This is a genomic window from Solitalea agri (assembly GCF_023914155.1).
Taxonomy (GTDB): domain Bacteria; phylum Bacteroidota; class Bacteroidia; order Sphingobacteriales; family Sphingobacteriaceae; genus Solitalea; species Solitalea agri.
Genome location: NZ_JAMWYS010000058.1, coordinates 247,936 through 263,609, shown reverse-complemented (window position 1 = coordinate 263,609; position 15,674 = coordinate 247,936). Strand labels below are relative to the sequence as shown.

Annotated in this window: 17 protein-coding genes and 1 tRNA gene; 11 read left to right on the top strand and 7 right to left on the bottom strand. The window is 36.6% G+C overall.

What is annotated here, in order from left to right; genetic code table 11:
• Positions 1-291 precede the first annotated feature (291 nt).
• Complete coding sequence (locus tag NF867_RS17240; protein WP_252589639.1) at positions 292-1,191, bottom strand: 3-hydroxybutyryl-CoA dehydrogenase; 900 nt, start codon at positions 1,189-1,191, stop codon at positions 292-294.
• Between the two features lie 96 nt (positions 1,192-1,287).
• Here NF867_RS17240 and NF867_RS17235 point away from each other — a divergent pair, with 96 nt between their 5' ends.
• The 6 genes from NF867_RS17235 to fbp all read left to right on the top strand — a co-directional run bounded on the left by NF867_RS17235 (position 1,288) and on the right by fbp (position 7,467).
• Entirely contained in the window at positions 1,288-1,797 is a 510-nt protein-coding gene (locus NF867_RS17235; RefSeq protein ID WP_252589638.1) for a ferritin, read from the top strand.
• A gap of 141 nt (positions 1,798-1,938) precedes the next feature.
• Positions 1,939-4,164 (top strand): phosphoribosylformylglycinamidine synthase subunit PurL, encoded by a 2,226-nt coding sequence (gene purL, locus NF867_RS17230; protein WP_252589637.1) that lies wholly within the window; start codon positions 1,939-1,941, stop codon positions 4,162-4,164.
• An 84-nt stretch (positions 4,165-4,248) separates the two neighbouring features.
• Positions 4,249-4,884: a YiiX/YebB-like N1pC/P60 family cysteine hydrolase gene (locus NF867_RS17225; RefSeq protein WP_252589636.1), complete on the top strand. Its 636-nt coding sequence runs from the start codon at positions 4,249-4,251 to the stop codon at positions 4,882-4,884.
• 49 nt (positions 4,885-4,933) lie between these two features.
• Positions 4,934-5,638, top strand: coding sequence for a tRNA1(Val) (adenine(37)-N6)-methyltransferase (locus tag NF867_RS17220; protein ID WP_252589635.1), 705 nt, complete (start codon positions 4,934-4,936; stop codon positions 5,636-5,638).
• Between the two features lie 71 nt (positions 5,639-5,709).
• Positions 5,710-6,204: a metallophosphoesterase family protein gene (locus tag NF867_RS17215; protein WP_252589634.1), complete on the top strand. Its 495-nt coding sequence runs from the start codon at positions 5,710-5,712 to the stop codon at positions 6,202-6,204.
• A 222-nt stretch (positions 6,205-6,426) separates the two neighbouring features.
• The gene (gene fbp / locus NF867_RS17210) at positions 6,427-7,467 is read left to right on the top strand and encodes a class 1 fructose-bisphosphatase (protein ID WP_252589633.1); all 1,041 of its coding nucleotides are present in this window, start codon (positions 6,427-6,429) and stop codon (positions 7,465-7,467) included.
• A 98-nt stretch (positions 7,468-7,565) separates the two neighbouring features.
• On the opposite strand, the gene lgt is transcribed toward fbp, so the two are convergent.
• Positions 7,566-8,399 carry a prolipoprotein diacylglyceryl transferase gene (gene lgt, locus NF867_RS17205; protein ID WP_252589632.1) on the bottom strand — a complete coding sequence of 278 codons (834 nt, stop codon included), beginning with the start codon at positions 8,397-8,399 and terminating at the stop codon, positions 7,566-7,568.
• A 168-nt stretch (positions 8,400-8,567) separates the two neighbouring features.
• Between lgt and NF867_RS17200 the strand changes: the two genes are divergently transcribed.
• From NF867_RS17200 to NF867_RS17190, 3 genes are all read left to right on the top strand, one after another.
• Entirely contained in the window at positions 8,568-9,050 is a 483-nt protein-coding gene (locus tag NF867_RS17200) for a TlpA family protein disulfide reductase (RefSeq protein WP_252589631.1), read from the top strand.
• Positions 9,051-9,053: 3 nt separating this feature from the next.
• Positions 9,054-9,656, top strand: coding sequence for a thioredoxin family protein (locus tag NF867_RS17195; RefSeq protein WP_252589630.1), 603 nt, complete (start codon positions 9,054-9,056; stop codon positions 9,654-9,656).
• 98 nt (positions 9,657-9,754) lie between these two features.
• A complete protein-coding gene (locus tag NF867_RS17190) occupies positions 9,755-10,567 on the top strand; it encodes an exonuclease domain-containing protein (protein ID WP_341870056.1) in 813 nt (270 codons plus the stop codon).
• A 71-nt stretch (positions 10,568-10,638) separates the two neighbouring features.
• Here the strand turns inward: NF867_RS17190 and NF867_RS17185 are convergent, their stop codons facing one another.
• The 3 genes from NF867_RS17185 to queG form a co-directional block, all read right to left on the bottom strand.
• Positions 10,639-11,043: a response regulator gene (locus NF867_RS17185; protein ID WP_252589629.1), complete on the bottom strand. Its 405-nt coding sequence runs from the start codon at positions 11,041-11,043 to the stop codon at positions 10,639-10,641.
• Entirely contained in the window at positions 11,030-12,175 is a 1,146-nt protein-coding gene (locus NF867_RS17180; RefSeq protein WP_252589628.1) for a sensor histidine kinase, read from the bottom strand. The genes NF867_RS17185 and NF867_RS17180 overlap by 14 nt, the downstream gene beginning before the upstream one ends.
• A gap of 67 nt (positions 12,176-12,242) precedes the next feature.
• Complete coding sequence (queG, locus tag NF867_RS17175; RefSeq protein ID WP_252589627.1) at positions 12,243-13,166, bottom strand: tRNA epoxyqueuosine(34) reductase QueG; 924 nt, start codon at positions 13,164-13,166, stop codon at positions 12,243-12,245.
• A gap of 101 nt (positions 13,167-13,267) precedes the next feature.
• Between queG and NF867_RS17170 the strand changes: the two genes are divergently transcribed.
• On the top strand, positions 13,268-13,798 hold the full coding sequence (locus NF867_RS17170; protein ID WP_252589626.1) for a phosphoglycerate mutase family protein: 531 nt from the start codon (positions 13,268-13,270) through the stop codon (positions 13,796-13,798).
• Between the two features lie 21 nt (positions 13,799-13,819).
• Positions 13,820-13,892 (top strand) — tRNA-Thr (locus NF867_RS17165).
• Here the strand turns inward: NF867_RS17165 and NF867_RS17160 are convergent.
• Together NF867_RS17160 and NF867_RS17155 are read right to left on the bottom strand one after the other, a co-directional pair.
• Complete coding sequence (locus NF867_RS17160) at positions 13,892-15,028, bottom strand: BamA/TamA family outer membrane protein (protein WP_252589625.1); 1,137 nt, start codon at positions 15,026-15,028, stop codon at positions 13,892-13,894. The genes NF867_RS17165 and NF867_RS17160 overlap by 1 nt on opposite strands.
• Positions 15,029-15,180: 152 nt before the next feature.
• Positions 15,181-15,666 (bottom strand): NADH-quinone oxidoreductase subunit B, encoded by a 486-nt coding sequence (locus NF867_RS17155; RefSeq protein ID WP_252589624.1) that lies wholly within the window; start codon positions 15,664-15,666, stop codon positions 15,181-15,183.
• Positions 15,667-15,674 lie beyond the last annotated feature (8 nt).

Here is a 15,674-nt window from a genome sequence, read left to right as displayed (position 1 = left end):
ATTTCAAAACAAAGCGTTTAAATTTGTTTAATTTATAATGAAATAGTGTAATTTACATGTAATTATTAATAAACACTGTTGTTTTTAGTGTTTGTATTGATAAAATGGAAATTTTGAAATTTAGTTTTAAAAATAAAAGCTCAATCAAAATAAATGATTGAGCTTTTGCATTAAATTAAAATTATATTTCGAGAGTAGATATTGTTTCTGAGATTTTATCGTGTATTTATTACACTAAGGTAATGATTGCGAAATATTATTCTAAAAAAAAGTGAAAAAAGTTTTCACAATTTATTTTTTGAATTTATCAGAAACTACTAAATCTTTGCTTCCTGCTGTATATTTATAGAAACCTTCACCTGATTTTACACCCTTATATCCTGCAGTAACCATATTAACCAGCAATGGGCAAGGAGCATATTTAGGGTTACCGAACCCATCATGCAATACATTTAATATAGACAAACAAACGTCTAACCCAATGAAATCGGCTAACTGTAAAGGCCCCATTGGATGGGCCATTCCTAGTTTCATAACAGTATCAATTTCTTCAACGCCGGCAACGCTTTCATATAATGAATATATAGCCTCGTTAATCATCGGCATTAAAATTCGGTTGGCAATAAACCCTGGGTAATCATTTACTTCTGTCGGAACTTTGTTCAGCTTTTTAGATAATTCCATTGTAATTGCAGCTACTTCATCACTAGTTGCATAACCTCTGATAACTTCAACCAGTTTCATAACCGGCACCGGATTCATAAAATGCATCCCTATTACTTTATCAGCTTTTGAAGTAACTGAAGCTATTTTAGTAATTGAAATAGAAGAAGTATTAGTAGCTAAAATAGTAGTTGGAGAAGTACAGGCGTCAAGATCTTTGAAAATCTTCAGTTTAAGATCAATGTTTTCGGTAGCAGCTTCAACTACCAGCTCAACTTTAGCCACACCTTCCTTTAAATCAGTATAGGTGGTAATATTATTTAAGGTAGATTCCTTATCCGATTCGGTTAATGATCCCTTGGCTACTTGGCGATCGAGATTTTTAGCAATTGTTGTTAAGCCTTTATTTAACGCTTCCTGAGAAATATCAATTAGTGAAACTTTAAAACCGAATTGGGCAAAAGTATGTGCAATTCCGTTTCCCATGGTTCCGGAGCCGATTACAGCTACATTTTTAATATCAGACATATAAGGTTAATGATTAGTAATTATGATGTTCAAATATTCTATAAATTATAGGATAAATAAAACCCAACGTATAAATTAGAGAAAATTTGAAGAATTATGATCAGTAAAAACATGGAAAACATGCTCAATGAGCAGATCAACGCCGAACTCTTTTCTGCTAATTTATATCTATCTATTTGTTCTTATTTTCAGGATCAGGAATTGGATGGCTTTGCAAATTTCTTTCGGGTTCAATCAAAGGAAGAACTTTTTCATGCAGGCAAACAATTTGATTATATCCATGCAGTAGGGGGCAAAGTGACCATGAAAGGTGTTGGGGCTCCCGAAACAGACTTTAAATCTATTATCCATGCCTTTGAAGTTACTTTGGCCCACGAGAAAAAAGTAACTGCAAGCATTAATGGTTTGGTAAAGCAGGCATTAACAGAAAATGATTATGCAACACATAATTTCTTGCAATGGTTCATCGCCGAACAAGTGGAAGAAGAAGCTTCTATTTCAAATCTGTTAAAAAAACTTCAAATGATTGGCGATAATAGTTCTGCTTTGTATTTGTTAAATACAGAACTTGGTCAGCGTACATTTGTAGAGCCAACCATTAAATAACTACTACCACATTATTTGCCTGTTACATTAGGCTTTTTTTAACATAACTTTTACGTGCGAGACTAATAAATTCAATCATTTATTAGCCCGCACGTATTCTTTTTATATCTTTGCACTTTCATTTCAAAAACCACTGTTACATTGGAACATCTGGAGTTAACCACTGTTGAAACCGCAAAAGATCTTGGACTTTTGCCTGAAGAATTCGAAAAAATCAAAGAAATTTTAGGACGCACGCCTAACTTCAACGAACTGAGCATTTTTGCCGTTATGTGGAGTGAGCACTGTTCGTACAAAAACTCAATCGTTTGGTTGAAAACTTTACCTAAAGAAGGTGCACGTATGTTGGCCAAAGCAGGTGAAGAAAATGCCGGATTGGTTGATATTGGCGACGGCTTAGCTTGCTGCTTTAAAATAGAGTCACATAACCACCCTTCGGCATTGGAGCCTTATCAAGGCGCTGCTACCGGAGTAGGAGGTATTAATCGCGATATTTTCACCATGGGAGCCCGTCCGGTTGCCCAATTAAACTCATTGCGCTTTGGCGATATTAACCTTGATCGTACCAAATGGTTGGTGAAAGGTGTTGTTAAAGGCATTGGCGATTATGGAAACGCATTCGGTATTCCAATTGTTGGCGGTGAGGTTTTCTTCGACGAAAGCTTTAACGTAAATCCACTGGTAAATGCCATGTCGGCAGGTATTGTAAAGGTAGGCGAAACTGTTTCAGCTACTTCTTACGGTGTTGGAAATCCGGTTTACATTGTGGGTTCTGCTACAGGTAAAGATGGTATTCACGGTGCTGCCTTTGCATCAAAAGATATTACAGAAGATTCGGTAAACGATTTACCTTCTGTTCAGGTAGGAGATCCTTTCCAGGAAAAATTATTATTGGAAGCTACCCTTGAAGTTATTCAATCAGGTGCGGTAGTAGGTATGCAGGATATGGGTGCGGCAGGTATTATCTGTTCGAACTCTGAAATGTCGGCTAAAGGTGAGCACGGTATGCGTATCGATCTTGATAAGGTACCAACTCGTCAGGAAAACATGAAGCCTTGGGAAATTCTTCTTTCTGAATCACAAGAGCGTATGCTTATTGTGGTTGAAAAAGGTAAAGAGGCAATTGTGGAGGCGATCTTCGATAAATGGGATCTTAACTGTGCCATTATTGGAGAGGTTACTGATACTAAGCGTTTACATTATTACATGCACGGAACTCTGGTTGCTGATGTTCCTGCAGAAGATTTAGTATTAGGTGGAGGTGCTCCGGTTTATCACCGCGAGTATCGCGAGCCTGCTTACATGGCTGAACATAAAGCCTTCAAAATTGAAGACGTTAAACAGCCTGAAAATTTAAAAGAAGTTGCAGATCATTTGATCTCGCATCCAAATATTGCTTCTAAACATTGGGTTTACAATCAATACGACTCAATGGTAGGTACTTTAAACATGACTACCAACCGTCCGAGTGATGCTGGTGTTGTTGATGTTCGTGGTACCGATAAAGCATTAGCATTAACGGTTGATTGTAACTCTCGTTATGTATACGCTGATCCTGAAGAAGGTTGTGCCATTGCTGTTGCTGAAGCTGCCCGTAACATTGTTTGTGCTGGTGGTGAGCCTGTTGCTATTACTAACTGTTTGAACTTTGGTAATCCTTATATTCCTGAAGTTTACTGGCAGTTTGTGAGTGCGATTAAAGGTATGAGCAAAGCTTGTACAAAGTTTGAAACTCCTGTTACCGGTGGTAACGTAAGTTTCTATAATCAGTCGAGTGATGAAGGACCGGTTTTCCCAACGCCGACAATTGGTATGCTAGGTGTTTTAGATAACAAGAAAACGCTTACCACCATTGACTTTAAAAATGCTGATGATTTGATTTACCTAGTAGGTGAATCACAAAATGATATCGCTGCATCTCAATATTTAGCTTCATACCATAACGTTGATAAATATCCTGCTCCTTATTTCGATTTAGAAAAAGAGTATGATATGCACCAGGCTATTAAAGGTTTAATCAAAGAAGGATTAGTTGCTTCAGTTCACGACGTGGCTGACGGTGGTTTATTCATTGCTTTGTTTGAATCAGCAATGCATAACGGTTTTGGATTTAGCATTGAGTCTGACGACAGTATCCGTAAAGATGCTTTCTTATTTGGCGAAGCACAGGGACGTGTTGTTGTTTCAGTTAAACCTGAGCAGCAAGAAGCTTTTGTTGAATTCATGTCGACCAGCGGCGTAGAGTTCAGCTTATTAGGAAATGTAACTTCATTAAACGAAATGTTAGTTGATGGAGAGGCTTTTGGAAAAGTTCCTGCTGCAAAAAATGTTTACGATAACGTTTTACACGGTTACTTAGGTGAGTAAAACCCAAAAATCAGAATATTGTTAATAAAGAGCCCCGATTATTCGGGGCTTTTTTTCTGAAATTAAATTTATTAGTGTTTTTATATGATCAGAGGAATTTGCTTTACAATCGTTTTCTTGTTAACGGTAATTTGTTCCATTGTTTCTGGACAAACATTGGATAAAATTCAACTCAAAAATGGTGATCTATTATTTGAAGACTTGGATTGTGGCCCCTTGTGCGATGCTATTGAACAGGTAACTCAAAGTTATGGAGGTAATCATTTTTCGCATATAGGGTTGGTTTATATTAAAGCAGATTCGGTATTTATTATTGAAGCAATTGGTGCTAAGGTTCAGTTAACTCCTTTAGAAAGATTTACTGGCAGAACTACTCATAAAATTTATATCGGACGTCCGAAGATCAGTCAACAAGTAATTGATAAAGCATTGACGTTTTCAGTTTCAAAACTAGGTGTTGAGTATGATGATGTTTTTCTTTACAATAATGAAAAATATTATTGTTCGGAGCTTATTTACGATGCATTTAAATATGCAAACCATAACAAACCTTTTTTCAAGTTAGAGCCAATGACCTTTAAGCGACCCGGAAGCAATGAATTCTTTCCGGTTTGGATTGATTATTATAAAGACCTTGGAACAGAAATTCCGGAAGGAAAGTTAGGGATCAATCCGGGGGGGATTTCGAGATCAAATAAGATTGAAATTTTAAATCCTTGAAACTAATAATCCGTAACCCATAACCCATAACACACAATCCTAAACATCAATGTCTAAAGAGTACTTTCAGTTTAAGCAGTTTAAAGTTTATCATGACAAATGTGCCATGAAAGTGGGTACCGATGGTGTTTTGTTAGGAACCTTGACTGAAACTGAAAACTGTAAACGCATACTCGATATCGGTACTGGTACCGGTTTGATAGCATTGATTTTGGCTCAACGGACAAACGCCACTATCGATGCTGTTGAAATTGAAAACGAAGCAGCCGCGCAAGCTCATGATAATTTCATGATATCTCCTTGGAAAAGCCGTCTTCAATGTTTTCATTCCTCTGTTTTTGATTTTCAACCTGAAAACAAATATGACCTGATAGTATCGAATCCTCCATACTTTATCAATTCATTAAAATCTGAAGGAAAGAAAAAAGAAACGGCCAGGCACGTTGATGATGCTTTTTTTCTTAATCTGGTCATTAAAATTGGAAGTATGATGAACGAAAACGGCTCTTGCTGGATTATTCTACCCGTTAATGAGATGCAGCATTTTACAAACGAAGCTCTCAAAACCGGTTTCTATCCTTACCAGACAATTGAAATTCATTCATTTGATCATTCTGGCGTAAAGCGAATTATTCGTTCGTTTTCAAAAGCCCTTAAGAAGCCGGAATTAGAGAAATTTGTGATCTACGACTCACCCGGCAAACACTCAGAGCAATACAAAGCAGTAGCTCAAGAATTCCTAACCATCTTTTAGAGTGCATTAATTTCCAATCAAAAATCTAAAATTGTACATCTAAAATCTCAATACTCAAATCTCAGTTCTATATGAAAAGAATCGGCCTTCTCTCTGATACGCATAGTTATATTGATGATGTTTTATTTGAACATTTTAAAGATGTAGATGAGATATGGCATGCCGGCGATGTGGGGGCCATAGAGGTATTAGAAAAGTTAAAAGCATTTAAGCCACTTAGAGGTGTTTGGGGAAATATAGATGGACAAGAGATAAAAGGGGAGTTCCCTTTCATTAATCGTTTTAGTTGTGAGCAGGTTAGAGTGCTGATGACTCATATTGGTGGATACCCCGGAAAGTATAATCCTAAATTTAAACCCGAATTACTAAAAGAGCCTATCGACTTGTTCATTTGTGGGCATTCACATATTTTAAAAGTTATCTACGATAAGCAATATAATTTCCTTCACATTAATCCCGGAGCATACGGAAAGGAAGGTTTTCACCAGGTTAGAACACTCATTCGATTTTCTATTACAGAGGGAAAAATTCATGATTTGGAGGTTATTGAACTCAAAAGGTGGTAGGAACACAAAAAATGCTTAATAATTTAAAAAAGCTTAATTTTTTGCATGTTTTTATACTTTCGGATAATGGTTTCCAATTTCGCTATAAATCATGCCGAAAGTTTAGCGTTTTTACATAAAAAAACCGTGTATTTGCTACACTAAGAGCCTTTTTTTACCTGAGGTATATTTCCCTAAGCACAAAATTTGCCTTACTTTCGAGTCACCATTTCAATAAACTTTATGACAAAAGTAATGACGCTTGGTCAGTTCATCATTGAGCGCCAAGCCGAATTTCCTTATGCGAAGGGGGAGCTTTCCCGATTATTACGAGACATAGGCATTGCGGCCAAAATCGTCAATCGCGAAGTAAACAAAGCAGGACTAGTTGACATTTTAGGTGAAGCCGGTACAATGAACGTGCAAGGTGAAGCCGTTAAAAAACTTGATGTTTATGCCAACGACCAATTTATCTCTGCTTTACAAAGTGGCGGTGAATGCTGCCTCATCGCATCAGAGGAAAACGAAGACGTGATTCAAATAAACAGCGAAGTATCACGTAACGCTAAATACATAGTAGCGATCGATCCCCTTGACGGTTCTTCAAATATTGATGTAAATGTTGCCGTTGGTACTATCTTCTCTATTTATCGTCGTAAAACAGAATCTGGTCCTTGTACAAAAGAGGATGTTTTGCAAAAAGGAGTTGATCAGGTTGCTGCCGGTTATATAATTTATGGTTCTTCAACCATGTTGGTATATACCACCGGTCATGGAGTAAACGGATTTACGCTTGATCCTTCCATCGGTGAATTTTGTTTCTCACATCCAAATATGCAGTTTCCGAAATCAGGAAAAATGTATTCGCTGAATGAGGGTAACTATGTTCATTTCCCTGAAGGCGTGAAGAAATATTTAAAATACTGCCAGGTAGAAGATAAAGAAACCAATCGACCGTATACTTCAAGATATATAGGTTCAATGGTTGCCGATATTCACCGGAATATGATCAAAGGTGGAATATTTATTTATCCTACTACGGCAAGTTCTCCAAAAGGTAAACTGCGTTTGGTTTATGAGTGTAACCCATTAGCTTTTATTGTAGAACAGGCAGGTGGACGTGCAACCAATGGTTTTACACGCATTATGGACTTAAATGTTAAAGAAATACATCAACGAACCCCTATATTTATTGGTTCAGAGGAAATGGTTTTGAAAGCAGAAGAGTTTATGCGTGAATTTTCTCCAGAACTGAAAGAAACACTTCTGGTTGCAGAAGCATAATAATTTCGACTACAAGCGAAAGCAATACTGATTTATATAAATAGAAAACGAGCAAGATATTCTCTTTGCTCGTTTTTATTTTTATACGATTGGAAATATTATGCAGCTGGTTTTTGCTGATCAGTGATCAGGTAATTTTGAGCAGGAGTGTTGCTCTGTTTTATCAATAATATTATACCGATTAATACAAAAGGTACGCTAAGCCATTGACCCATATTGAAAGTCATGCCTTTCTCAAAATCAACCTGCTCGGCTTTTAAAAACTCCACTAAAAATCTGAAAGCGAAAAGAAGTATCAAAAAGAAAGAAAAAATAATTCCATCTTTCAGTTTGGTTACATGCTTATAATAATACCAAAGTAGAAAAGAAAACAAGGCAAGGCAAAAGAGGGCCTCATAAATTTGCGTAGGATGGCGTGGTAAAGCATTTGGCCCATCAGAAACGACAAAGCGAAATGCCCAGGGAACATCTGTAACCTTACCATATATTTCAGAATTAAAGAGATTTCCTAAACGAATGCAGGCTCCACCTAAAGCTACCACAATTACGATACGATCTAATATCCATAGATAAGGTAATTTGCTAACATTCTTTGAAAATAGATAAAGGCCAAACAAAATACCAACGGCAGCTCCATGGCTTGCTAAACCACCTTCCCAAATCATTAATATTTTTAGGGGATGAGTTAAATAATAATCAGGCTCATAAAATAAACAGTGACCTAAGCGTGCACCTAATACGGTTGAAACAACCATATACATTGTTAATTTGTCAAGAACCTCTTCCTTAATACCTTCTTGTTTAAAGATATTCCGCATAATGAAATAACCTATTGCAAAGCCCGAGGCAAACAATAAACCATACCATCTTAATACAACCGGACCCAGCGAAAATATCTCCCGGCTCACATCCCAAGTAATGTAATTCAGCATTTATTCAGTTTTAAAAATCCCGCCTAAAATATAAATTTTTAAACAGTACCACCGTAAAATTATAGCTTAAATCCAAATAATGTTGTTTATGGGGTTAATTACTTATATCGGCAGTAAATTTTATGTTACCTCAACATTTTCAATAAATCGATGCGTTAAATTGGTGGTATGAAAAGAGGTGCTCTAGCAATCGGATTAATTTTTTATACAGTACTTAGTCATGCACAACAAGTTAAGCCGGTTAAGTATGAAAAATTACACCAACTAATCAATGCAATTACCGATACTACTTATGTGATTAATTTTTGGGCCACTTGGTGTGCCCCATGTGTAAAGGAGTTACCCAATTTTATCGAACTTCAAAAGCAATATAAAGCTGACAAGCTTAAAGTGTTATTGGTAAGCATGGATTTTCGATCAAAACTGGAAACGTCAGTCGAACCGTTTGTTGAGAAAAGAAATATTCCATTAGAAGTTTATTTATTGGACGAAAAAGATCAGGGTAGTGTAATTGATAAGATCGATGAAAGCTGGTCAGGTGCATTGCCTGGAACATTGATAATCAATAATAATCAATCTTACCGTAAGTTTTATGAACGCGATTTTACTTATGATGAGTTACAACAAGCCTATTTATCTTCAAAAAAATAAAAAATGAAAAAACTAGCTTTAATTGCGCTATTAGCATTATTTAGCGTATCAGCATTTGCTCAGGGTTATAAAGTTGGCGATAAAGCCATCGATTTCAAACTTAAAAATGTAAATGGTAAAACAGTTTCATTAGCTGATTACAAATCGGCAAAGGGATTTATTGTTGTTTTTACCTGTAATCATTGCCCTTATGCCAAAGCTTACGAAAGCAGAATAATGGATTTGGACAAAGTCTATTCAGCAAAAGGATATCCTGTAATTGCAATTAATCCGAATGACCCAACTACTTACCCTGAAGACTCATTTGATAATATGAAGAAAAGATCAAGCGAGAAGAAATATACATTCCCTTATTTGGTAGACGATACCCAAGCCATTACGAAAGCTTACGGAGCCACAAAAACACCTCATGTTTTTGTGCTTGAGAAAACCCTCAATGGAAATATTGTTGAATATATTGGAGCAATTGACAATGATACAGAAGGTGGTGATGCAAATAAAATTAAATATGTTGAGAATGCAGTAAATGCCTTGTTGATGAATAAAAAGCCTGAAACAACCATGACTAAAGCAGTTGGTTGTGGTATTAAATGGAAATCGATTTAGATTTTCGTAGTAAAAGCGAAGGTTAAAAATTTTATCTTTGGGTCCCGGTGATGCCGGGACCTTTTTCGTTAATTACCTATACATTCCTTTTAAATACCATGAATTTAAAGTTAAAACGTCCCATTGCTTTCTTCGATCTTGAAACCACCGGAGTAAATGTTGCTTCTGATCGGATTGTAGAAATTGCCATTTTAAAAGTGATGCCTAATGGAACTACTGAAATAAAAACCCGTCGGGTAAATCCTGAAATGCCAATTCCTTTGGAGTCGTCCCTAATCCATGGTATTTATGACGAGGACGTTAAGGACGAATCAACATTTAAACAAATAGCCAAGAGCTTAGCCCAGTTTTTAGAGAATGCAGATTTAGGCGGTTATAACTCCAATAAATTCGACGTTCCATTATTAATGGAGGAGTTTTTAAGGGCAGGAGTGGAGTTTGATATCGAAGGGCGCAAATTGGTGGATGTTCAGAATATTTTTCATCAAATGGAGCAACGTACTCTTAAGGCAGCGTATAAGTTTTACTGCGGAAAGGAGATCGAAAACCACCATTCAGCAGAAGCAGATATTAAAGCCACTTATGAAGTATTATTAGCCCAGTTAGATAAATACGATGGAGTAGAATACGAAGATAAATCAGGTATAAAATCTGTTCCTGTAGTAAATGATGTTGATGCTTTGCATAAGTTTACCTATGTAAGAGATGTGGTTGACTTTGCAGGCAGGATGGTTTATGATGATCAGGGCAGGGAAATGTTTAATTTTGGTAAACACAAAGGAAAATTGGTAGAAGATGTTTTTGGATTTGAGCCAACGTATTACGATTGGATGATGAATGGTGATTTTCCGCTTTACACTAAGAAAAAACTGACAGAAATAAGGCTGAGAAATGCCTTCAAAAAGAAATAATAGTAATATTTATAAAAAAATGTCAGCAAATTTTTGCTGACATTTTTTTATTTCTGGGAAAAAGCAAGTGTCTAATTTGGTAACTGATGAAAAATATTCATTATTAATTCTTCATTTATCGGCTTAATATAAAAACCTGCCACATCATTATACTGTTTAGCTTTCATTTTATCTTCTTCCTGAATAGATGAGGTAATCAAGAAAATAGGGATTTTTTTATTGATCCAAGGACTGAGTTTTTGATATTCATCCAAAAAGCTCCATCCGTCCATTATCGGCATATTAATGTCGAGCATGATCAGGTCTGGAAGTTGTGGGGTGTTGTCAGACATTGATTTAAGGTATTCCAGTGCAGAAGATGCATCAGCAAATATATGGGTATGTTTTGCCAAGGCTTTGGCCTTAGCATATGTTTTTATGATGAATTGACAAATTCTATCATCGTCTATAATGCATAGATTTTCAATGATTTTCATGGTAATTGAAGATGAGCGTAAATTTAATTCCGTAATTCTGCTTACTTTCTGCAAAAATTTTACCACCCATTGCCTCAACATGTTTTCGGGTAAGAAAAAGGCCAACTCCTTTAGAATCTTTGTTGGTGTGAAAGGTTTTATGCAGGCCAAATATATTTCTTGAATTTTGTTCTAAATTGATTCCTGTTCCATTATCAGAAAACTCCATAATCTCCTGTTCATTAGTGTAATAGGTCTTTATTTCAACCCTTAATTTTCGCTCCGTAGAGCGGTATTTTAACGAATTAGAGAGTAAATTTTGAATAATGCTTATTAAATAAGATTTCGAATAGGTGATTTCTTCAAGCTCAAAATCCGTGATTAAATCGAAGTCAAGGTCTTTTGCCTTTCCTAATAAGCTAATGATAACAGTATTTAAAATTTCTTTAAAACTTACTTTTTCTTTTTTTACTTCTGATCGATCTTTAATATCTAATGCGCTTCCAATAGTATTGATAGTATCTAAAAGACTATACGTTAAATTGCGATATTGTTCTGAAAAAACGCCAATGCTTTGTTTATAATCAACTATCCCCGAGTCATAAAGCTCAAGTAAGCCGATCATACTACCAACTGGTGCTCTTAAGTTATGGGAAATTAAATTCGCAAACTCTTTCAGTTGTTCATTTTGGAATTTCAATTTTGAAATTAACGCTTCATTTTGCTTCATTTCAGCATCGAGCTTGAGCAAGGTTTTTTTTCGATCGTCAATATCCCTGGCCAAAACAATAAAATATTCAATATTGTCGAACTCGTTTTTTTTTGATTGTACCGATATTTCCACCCAAATCCGGCTTTTATCTTTCCTTATATACTCTTTTTCATAAGTAAAACAGCTGATCTCTTTTTTTAGTAACCGGTGGTAAAGGTTAAGGGTAAGTTCCTTATACTCGGGGGGAGAGAAGTCGGTCCAAAAAGTACCTACTAATTCCCGACGAGTGTACCCAAGCATATCGGCATATTGCTGATTAAGTTCTAACACATAACCCTGTTTTGAAGAAAATGCAACCCCAATTAATGGAGTATTATAAAGAGCTTCTAACTTATTTTCTTTCCAAACAGAATTTATAAATATTGATTTTGGATCCTTCATGTTTCTGGTCAATTATCAGAAATTTAATGAAAGTCAGGCAATTAAATGATAAAAGTATGGAATAGTTTTAAGAGAGAAATTTGATATTACGCTTCAGGCCTGAATACTTGGTTCTTTTAACGGCCGAGTTTTTAAATACTTTTCGGAATATGTCCTCCGTTAATTCTACCCAATCTTCTTTTTTTAGCTGCATTAAATCAGGATGTGGAGTAAATGATGGTTCATTATGAACTATAGAAAACCTATTCCATGGGCATACATCCTGACAAACATCGCATCCAAACATCCAATTATCAACTTTGTTCTTAAACTCTGTTGGGATCTCATTCTTAAGTTCAATAGTAAGGTATGAGATGCATTTGCTTCCGTCCACAATGTACGCTTCGGTTATGGCTTGAGTTGGACATGCGTCAATACACCTTGTGCATTCACCGCAATGGTCGGCTACGGGTTTGTCATAGTCTAATTCGCAATCAAGCACCAGTTCGGCAAGAAAGAAGAAAGAACCTTTTTTCTTGCTAAGTATGTTACTATGCTTTCCCATCCAGCCTAATCCTGCTTTTTGAGCCCAGGCTTTATCCATAATAGGGGCCGAGTCAACAAAAGCTCTACCGTTTACTTCGCCTATATTTTCCTGAATGAAATGCAGCAGTTCACGCAGTTTATCCTTGATTACAAAATGGTAATCAGTGCCATAAGCATACTTGGATAGTTTTGGGGCTGAGGGATCATTTTGAACTTGATCGGTATAATAATTTAAGGCTAGAGATATTACCGATTTTGCACCATCTACCAATTTTCTGGGATCAAGTCGCATGTCGAAATAATTCTCCATGTACTTCATTTCACCGTGCTTACTTTGATTCAGCCAATTCTCTAGTCGTGGTGCTTCATTTTCCAGAAAAGCAGCCTTAGCTATTCCACATTGTAAAAATCCCAAACGTTTAGCTTCCTGCTTTATTAGCTGCGAATGCTTCTCTTTTATTGGCATATGGCAAAAATAATAATGTTTCGGCTATTTCGACCCTCATTTATTCAGTGTTTAATTGTTAATGAATTGATAAGTTTTTAAATTAGAAGAAACCTAAATTCATGGTACGCTCGCTCTCTAAAATTACTGGATTACTATTTTTATGTGCATTGATCTCTACTTGTCAGAATTCAAGTACGTCAGATCCTTCCCCAGATTTGACAACGATTATACTTGTTCGGCATGCCGAAAAGTTAAACCTTGATCCTGATAGCCCATTGTCTTCGGATGGAAAAAGAAGAGCAAATGATCTGGCCACTTTGCTGGATAATGTGCATATTGACGCGGTTTATTCTATTGCTTTTCCTCGTAATTTAAGTACCGTTCAACCGCTATGCGAAAGTAAGGGATTAAGCCCGATACTTTATCAGAGAAATGTATATGCAGGGGTTATTGAAACTATTGTAAATAATTATAAAGGTGAAACTGTATTGATTTGCGGTGATACGGAAACCGTGCCCGGAATGCTGAACGTTTTATCCGGAGGTGAAGAATATAAAACACTAAAGGAACCAGATTATAATCATATCTACTATGCCTTGGCCAGGCAAATAGGTAAGTCGGAAGTGATTGTTAAAACATATGGAGAATAGTTAAAAATTTGGTTTAAATAGGCCGACTTAGCTCAGCTGGTAGAGCGTCTCATTCGTAATGAGAAGGTCGCAGGTTCGAAACCCGTAGTCGGCTCAAAACGCCTCATTCAAGGAAATATAGAACCCCGTTGAACGCTTTTCTCCAGGGTTTTTACTTCCTACACCATAATCAAAACGCAAAATCATTCGGGCGGTTGGTTCAAACATATATCTGAAGCCACCACCATAGTTTGGTTTAAGATTACTAAAGTTAAACTCTCCGTTAGAAAAAACCATTCCAGTACCAGCAAAACCCGCTAAACTTAATCGTGAAAGCGAAAACCAACCATGGTCTTTTTGCTTCCCCCATGGACGGTACCTGAATTCTGCTTGTGTTGCCAGCATATGCTGATCGCGGTACCTTCCGACATAATACCCTCTTAAAATTTGATCACCGCCAATAAATGGTAAATAATAGAACGGAGTAGCACTGCCCTGGGCGGTTTGATAAACAAACTGAATACCTGCGCATTTAGTAGCATCGAATCTGAAAAAATGTCTCGCATCCAGGTTAAAAACATGGAATTTATAATTGTTGATTCCAAGACTTATCCATTCTAATAATGAAAAATAGGAACCGGTTGTGGTGGAGTTTTCATAATCCCTGTTGTCAAAAGCTCCGCCAAAACCAATCAACATACTATTGCCTCCTTGTTTTCCATAATAATCGCCGGTGTTAAATATTCCCGTTGAGTCGGCTGCTGAAAAATTGTCGTTTTGAACCCATAATCCCACTCCTGCATATAAATCTTTAATGATTTTATGCTTGGCTACAGTAAGTATTTTAAATCGTTTAGAAGTTATCAGGTCTTCGTCACTTTGCTTTGTATCGCTACCTACACCGTAAAAAAATAGGGGATAATCGGTGTAAATTCCGTTTGCCGTAAAGTTCCAAATATTTTTTGGTAGCCAAACACTTGCCTGAACTGCATATTGTTGCTGTTGTTTAGCAGTCCACATATTAAAACTGTAGATGAACGAATTTCTCGTTTCTCTGGGATCGTGATTAATAAAAAAGGTATAGATAGCACCGAACCCAAATTGAAAGCCAGTTTCCGGAGCGTTTCCAACAACCGGATAGGGAACGAATTGATTCTTTGTTCTATAAGCCGAATCCGCTTCCTGTGCAGAAACTTTCAACGCTAGAAATAGAAATAAGAGTATGAGAACAGAATACTGAGAGCGATTCATCTGTAATTATGTTATCATAAGATAAGTTTTTTAACACAGAAGTAAAAATGAAGAGAGACGACAAGCAAGAGGAAGAAGAGGCATTAATAAAAAAGACCTGCTACTATTTTAACGCGTAAACAGGTCTGGAATGACTATTTTGCTTTTAATATTTACATTGAAAGAACACTTTCGGTTCTGATTTTCTTTTGAAGTTCGATTATACCACCGATTAATGCCTCTGGGCGAGGAGGACAGCCTTGAACATATACATCAACCGGAATTATCCTATCAACACCCTTAACAACATGGTATCCATGTTCCCAGTAAGGGCCGCCACAATTTGAACATGAGCCCATTGAAATAACATAACGAGGCTCTGGCATTTGCTCGAACAGGCGCTTGATACGCTCGGCCATTTTAAAAGTAACTGTACCCGCTACGATCATCACATCAGCCTGACGAGGTGAAGGACGAGGGAATACACCTAAACGGTCAAGGTCGTAATTGGCAGCCATTGATCCCATCATTTCAATTGCGCAGCAAGCTAAACCAAAACTTACCGGCCATAAAGAAGACAAACGAGCCCAGTTTAACAAATCATCCAACTTGGTAACCACAACTCCATTACTTTCAACCTTGCTTATCAATTGCTCCATCTGGTATA

What these genes read in the sequence shown, in the direction of transcription:
- NF867_RS17185 (WP_252589629.1), bottom strand. Translation starts at nt 11,043, where the DNA reads ATGAAAATCATTGAAAATCTATGCATTATAGACGATGATAGAATTTGT.
- NF867_RS17220 (WP_252589635.1), top strand. Translation starts at nt 4,934, where the DNA reads ATGTCTAAAGAGTACTTTCAGTTTAAGCAGTTTAAAGTTTATCATGAC.
- NF867_RS17215 (WP_252589634.1), top strand. Translation starts at nt 5,710, where the DNA reads ATGAAAAGAATCGGCCTTCTCTCTGATACGCATAGTTATATTGATGAT.
- NF867_RS17240 (WP_252589639.1), bottom strand. Translation starts at nt 1,191, where the DNA reads ATGTCTGATATTAAAAATGTAGCTGTAATCGGCTCCGGAACCATGGGA.
- fbp (WP_252589633.1), top strand. Translation starts at nt 6,427, where the DNA reads ATGACAAAAGTAATGACGCTTGGTCAGTTCATCATTGAGCGCCAAGCC.
- NF867_RS17170 (WP_252589626.1), top strand. Translation starts at nt 13,268, where the DNA reads ATGGTACGCTCGCTCTCTAAAATTACTGGATTACTATTTTTATGTGCA.
- lgt (WP_252589632.1), bottom strand. Translation starts at nt 8,399, where the DNA reads ATGCTGAATTACATTACTTGGGATGTGAGCCGGGAGATATTTTCGCTG.
- NF867_RS17180 (WP_252589628.1), bottom strand. Translation starts at nt 12,175, where the DNA reads ATGAAGGATCCAAAATCAATATTTATAAATTCTGTTTGGAAAGAAAAT.
- NF867_RS17200 (WP_252589631.1), top strand. Translation starts at nt 8,568, where the DNA reads ATGAAAAGAGGTGCTCTAGCAATCGGATTAATTTTTTATACAGTACTT.
- NF867_RS17225 (WP_252589636.1), top strand. Translation starts at nt 4,249, where the DNA reads ATGATCAGAGGAATTTGCTTTACAATCGTTTTCTTGTTAACGGTAATT.
- NF867_RS17160 (WP_252589625.1), bottom strand. Translation starts at nt 15,028, where the DNA reads ATGAATCGCTCTCAGTATTCTGTTCTCATACTCTTATTTCTATTTCTA.
- NF867_RS17195 (WP_252589630.1), top strand. Translation starts at nt 9,054, where the DNA reads ATGAAAAAACTAGCTTTAATTGCGCTATTAGCATTATTTAGCGTATCA.
- NF867_RS17155 (WP_252589624.1), bottom strand. Translation starts at nt 15,666, where the DNA reads ATGGAGCAATTGATAAGCAAGGTTGAAAGTAATGGAGTTGTGGTTACC.
- NF867_RS17235 (WP_252589638.1), top strand. Translation starts at nt 1,288, where the DNA reads ATGATCAGTAAAAACATGGAAAACATGCTCAATGAGCAGATCAACGCC.
- queG (WP_252589627.1), bottom strand. Translation starts at nt 13,166, where the DNA reads ATGCCAATAAAAGAGAAGCATTCGCAGCTAATAAAGCAGGAAGCTAAA.
- NF867_RS17190 (WP_341870056.1), top strand. Translation starts at nt 9,755, where the DNA reads ATGAATTTAAAGTTAAAACGTCCCATTGCTTTCTTCGATCTTGAAACC.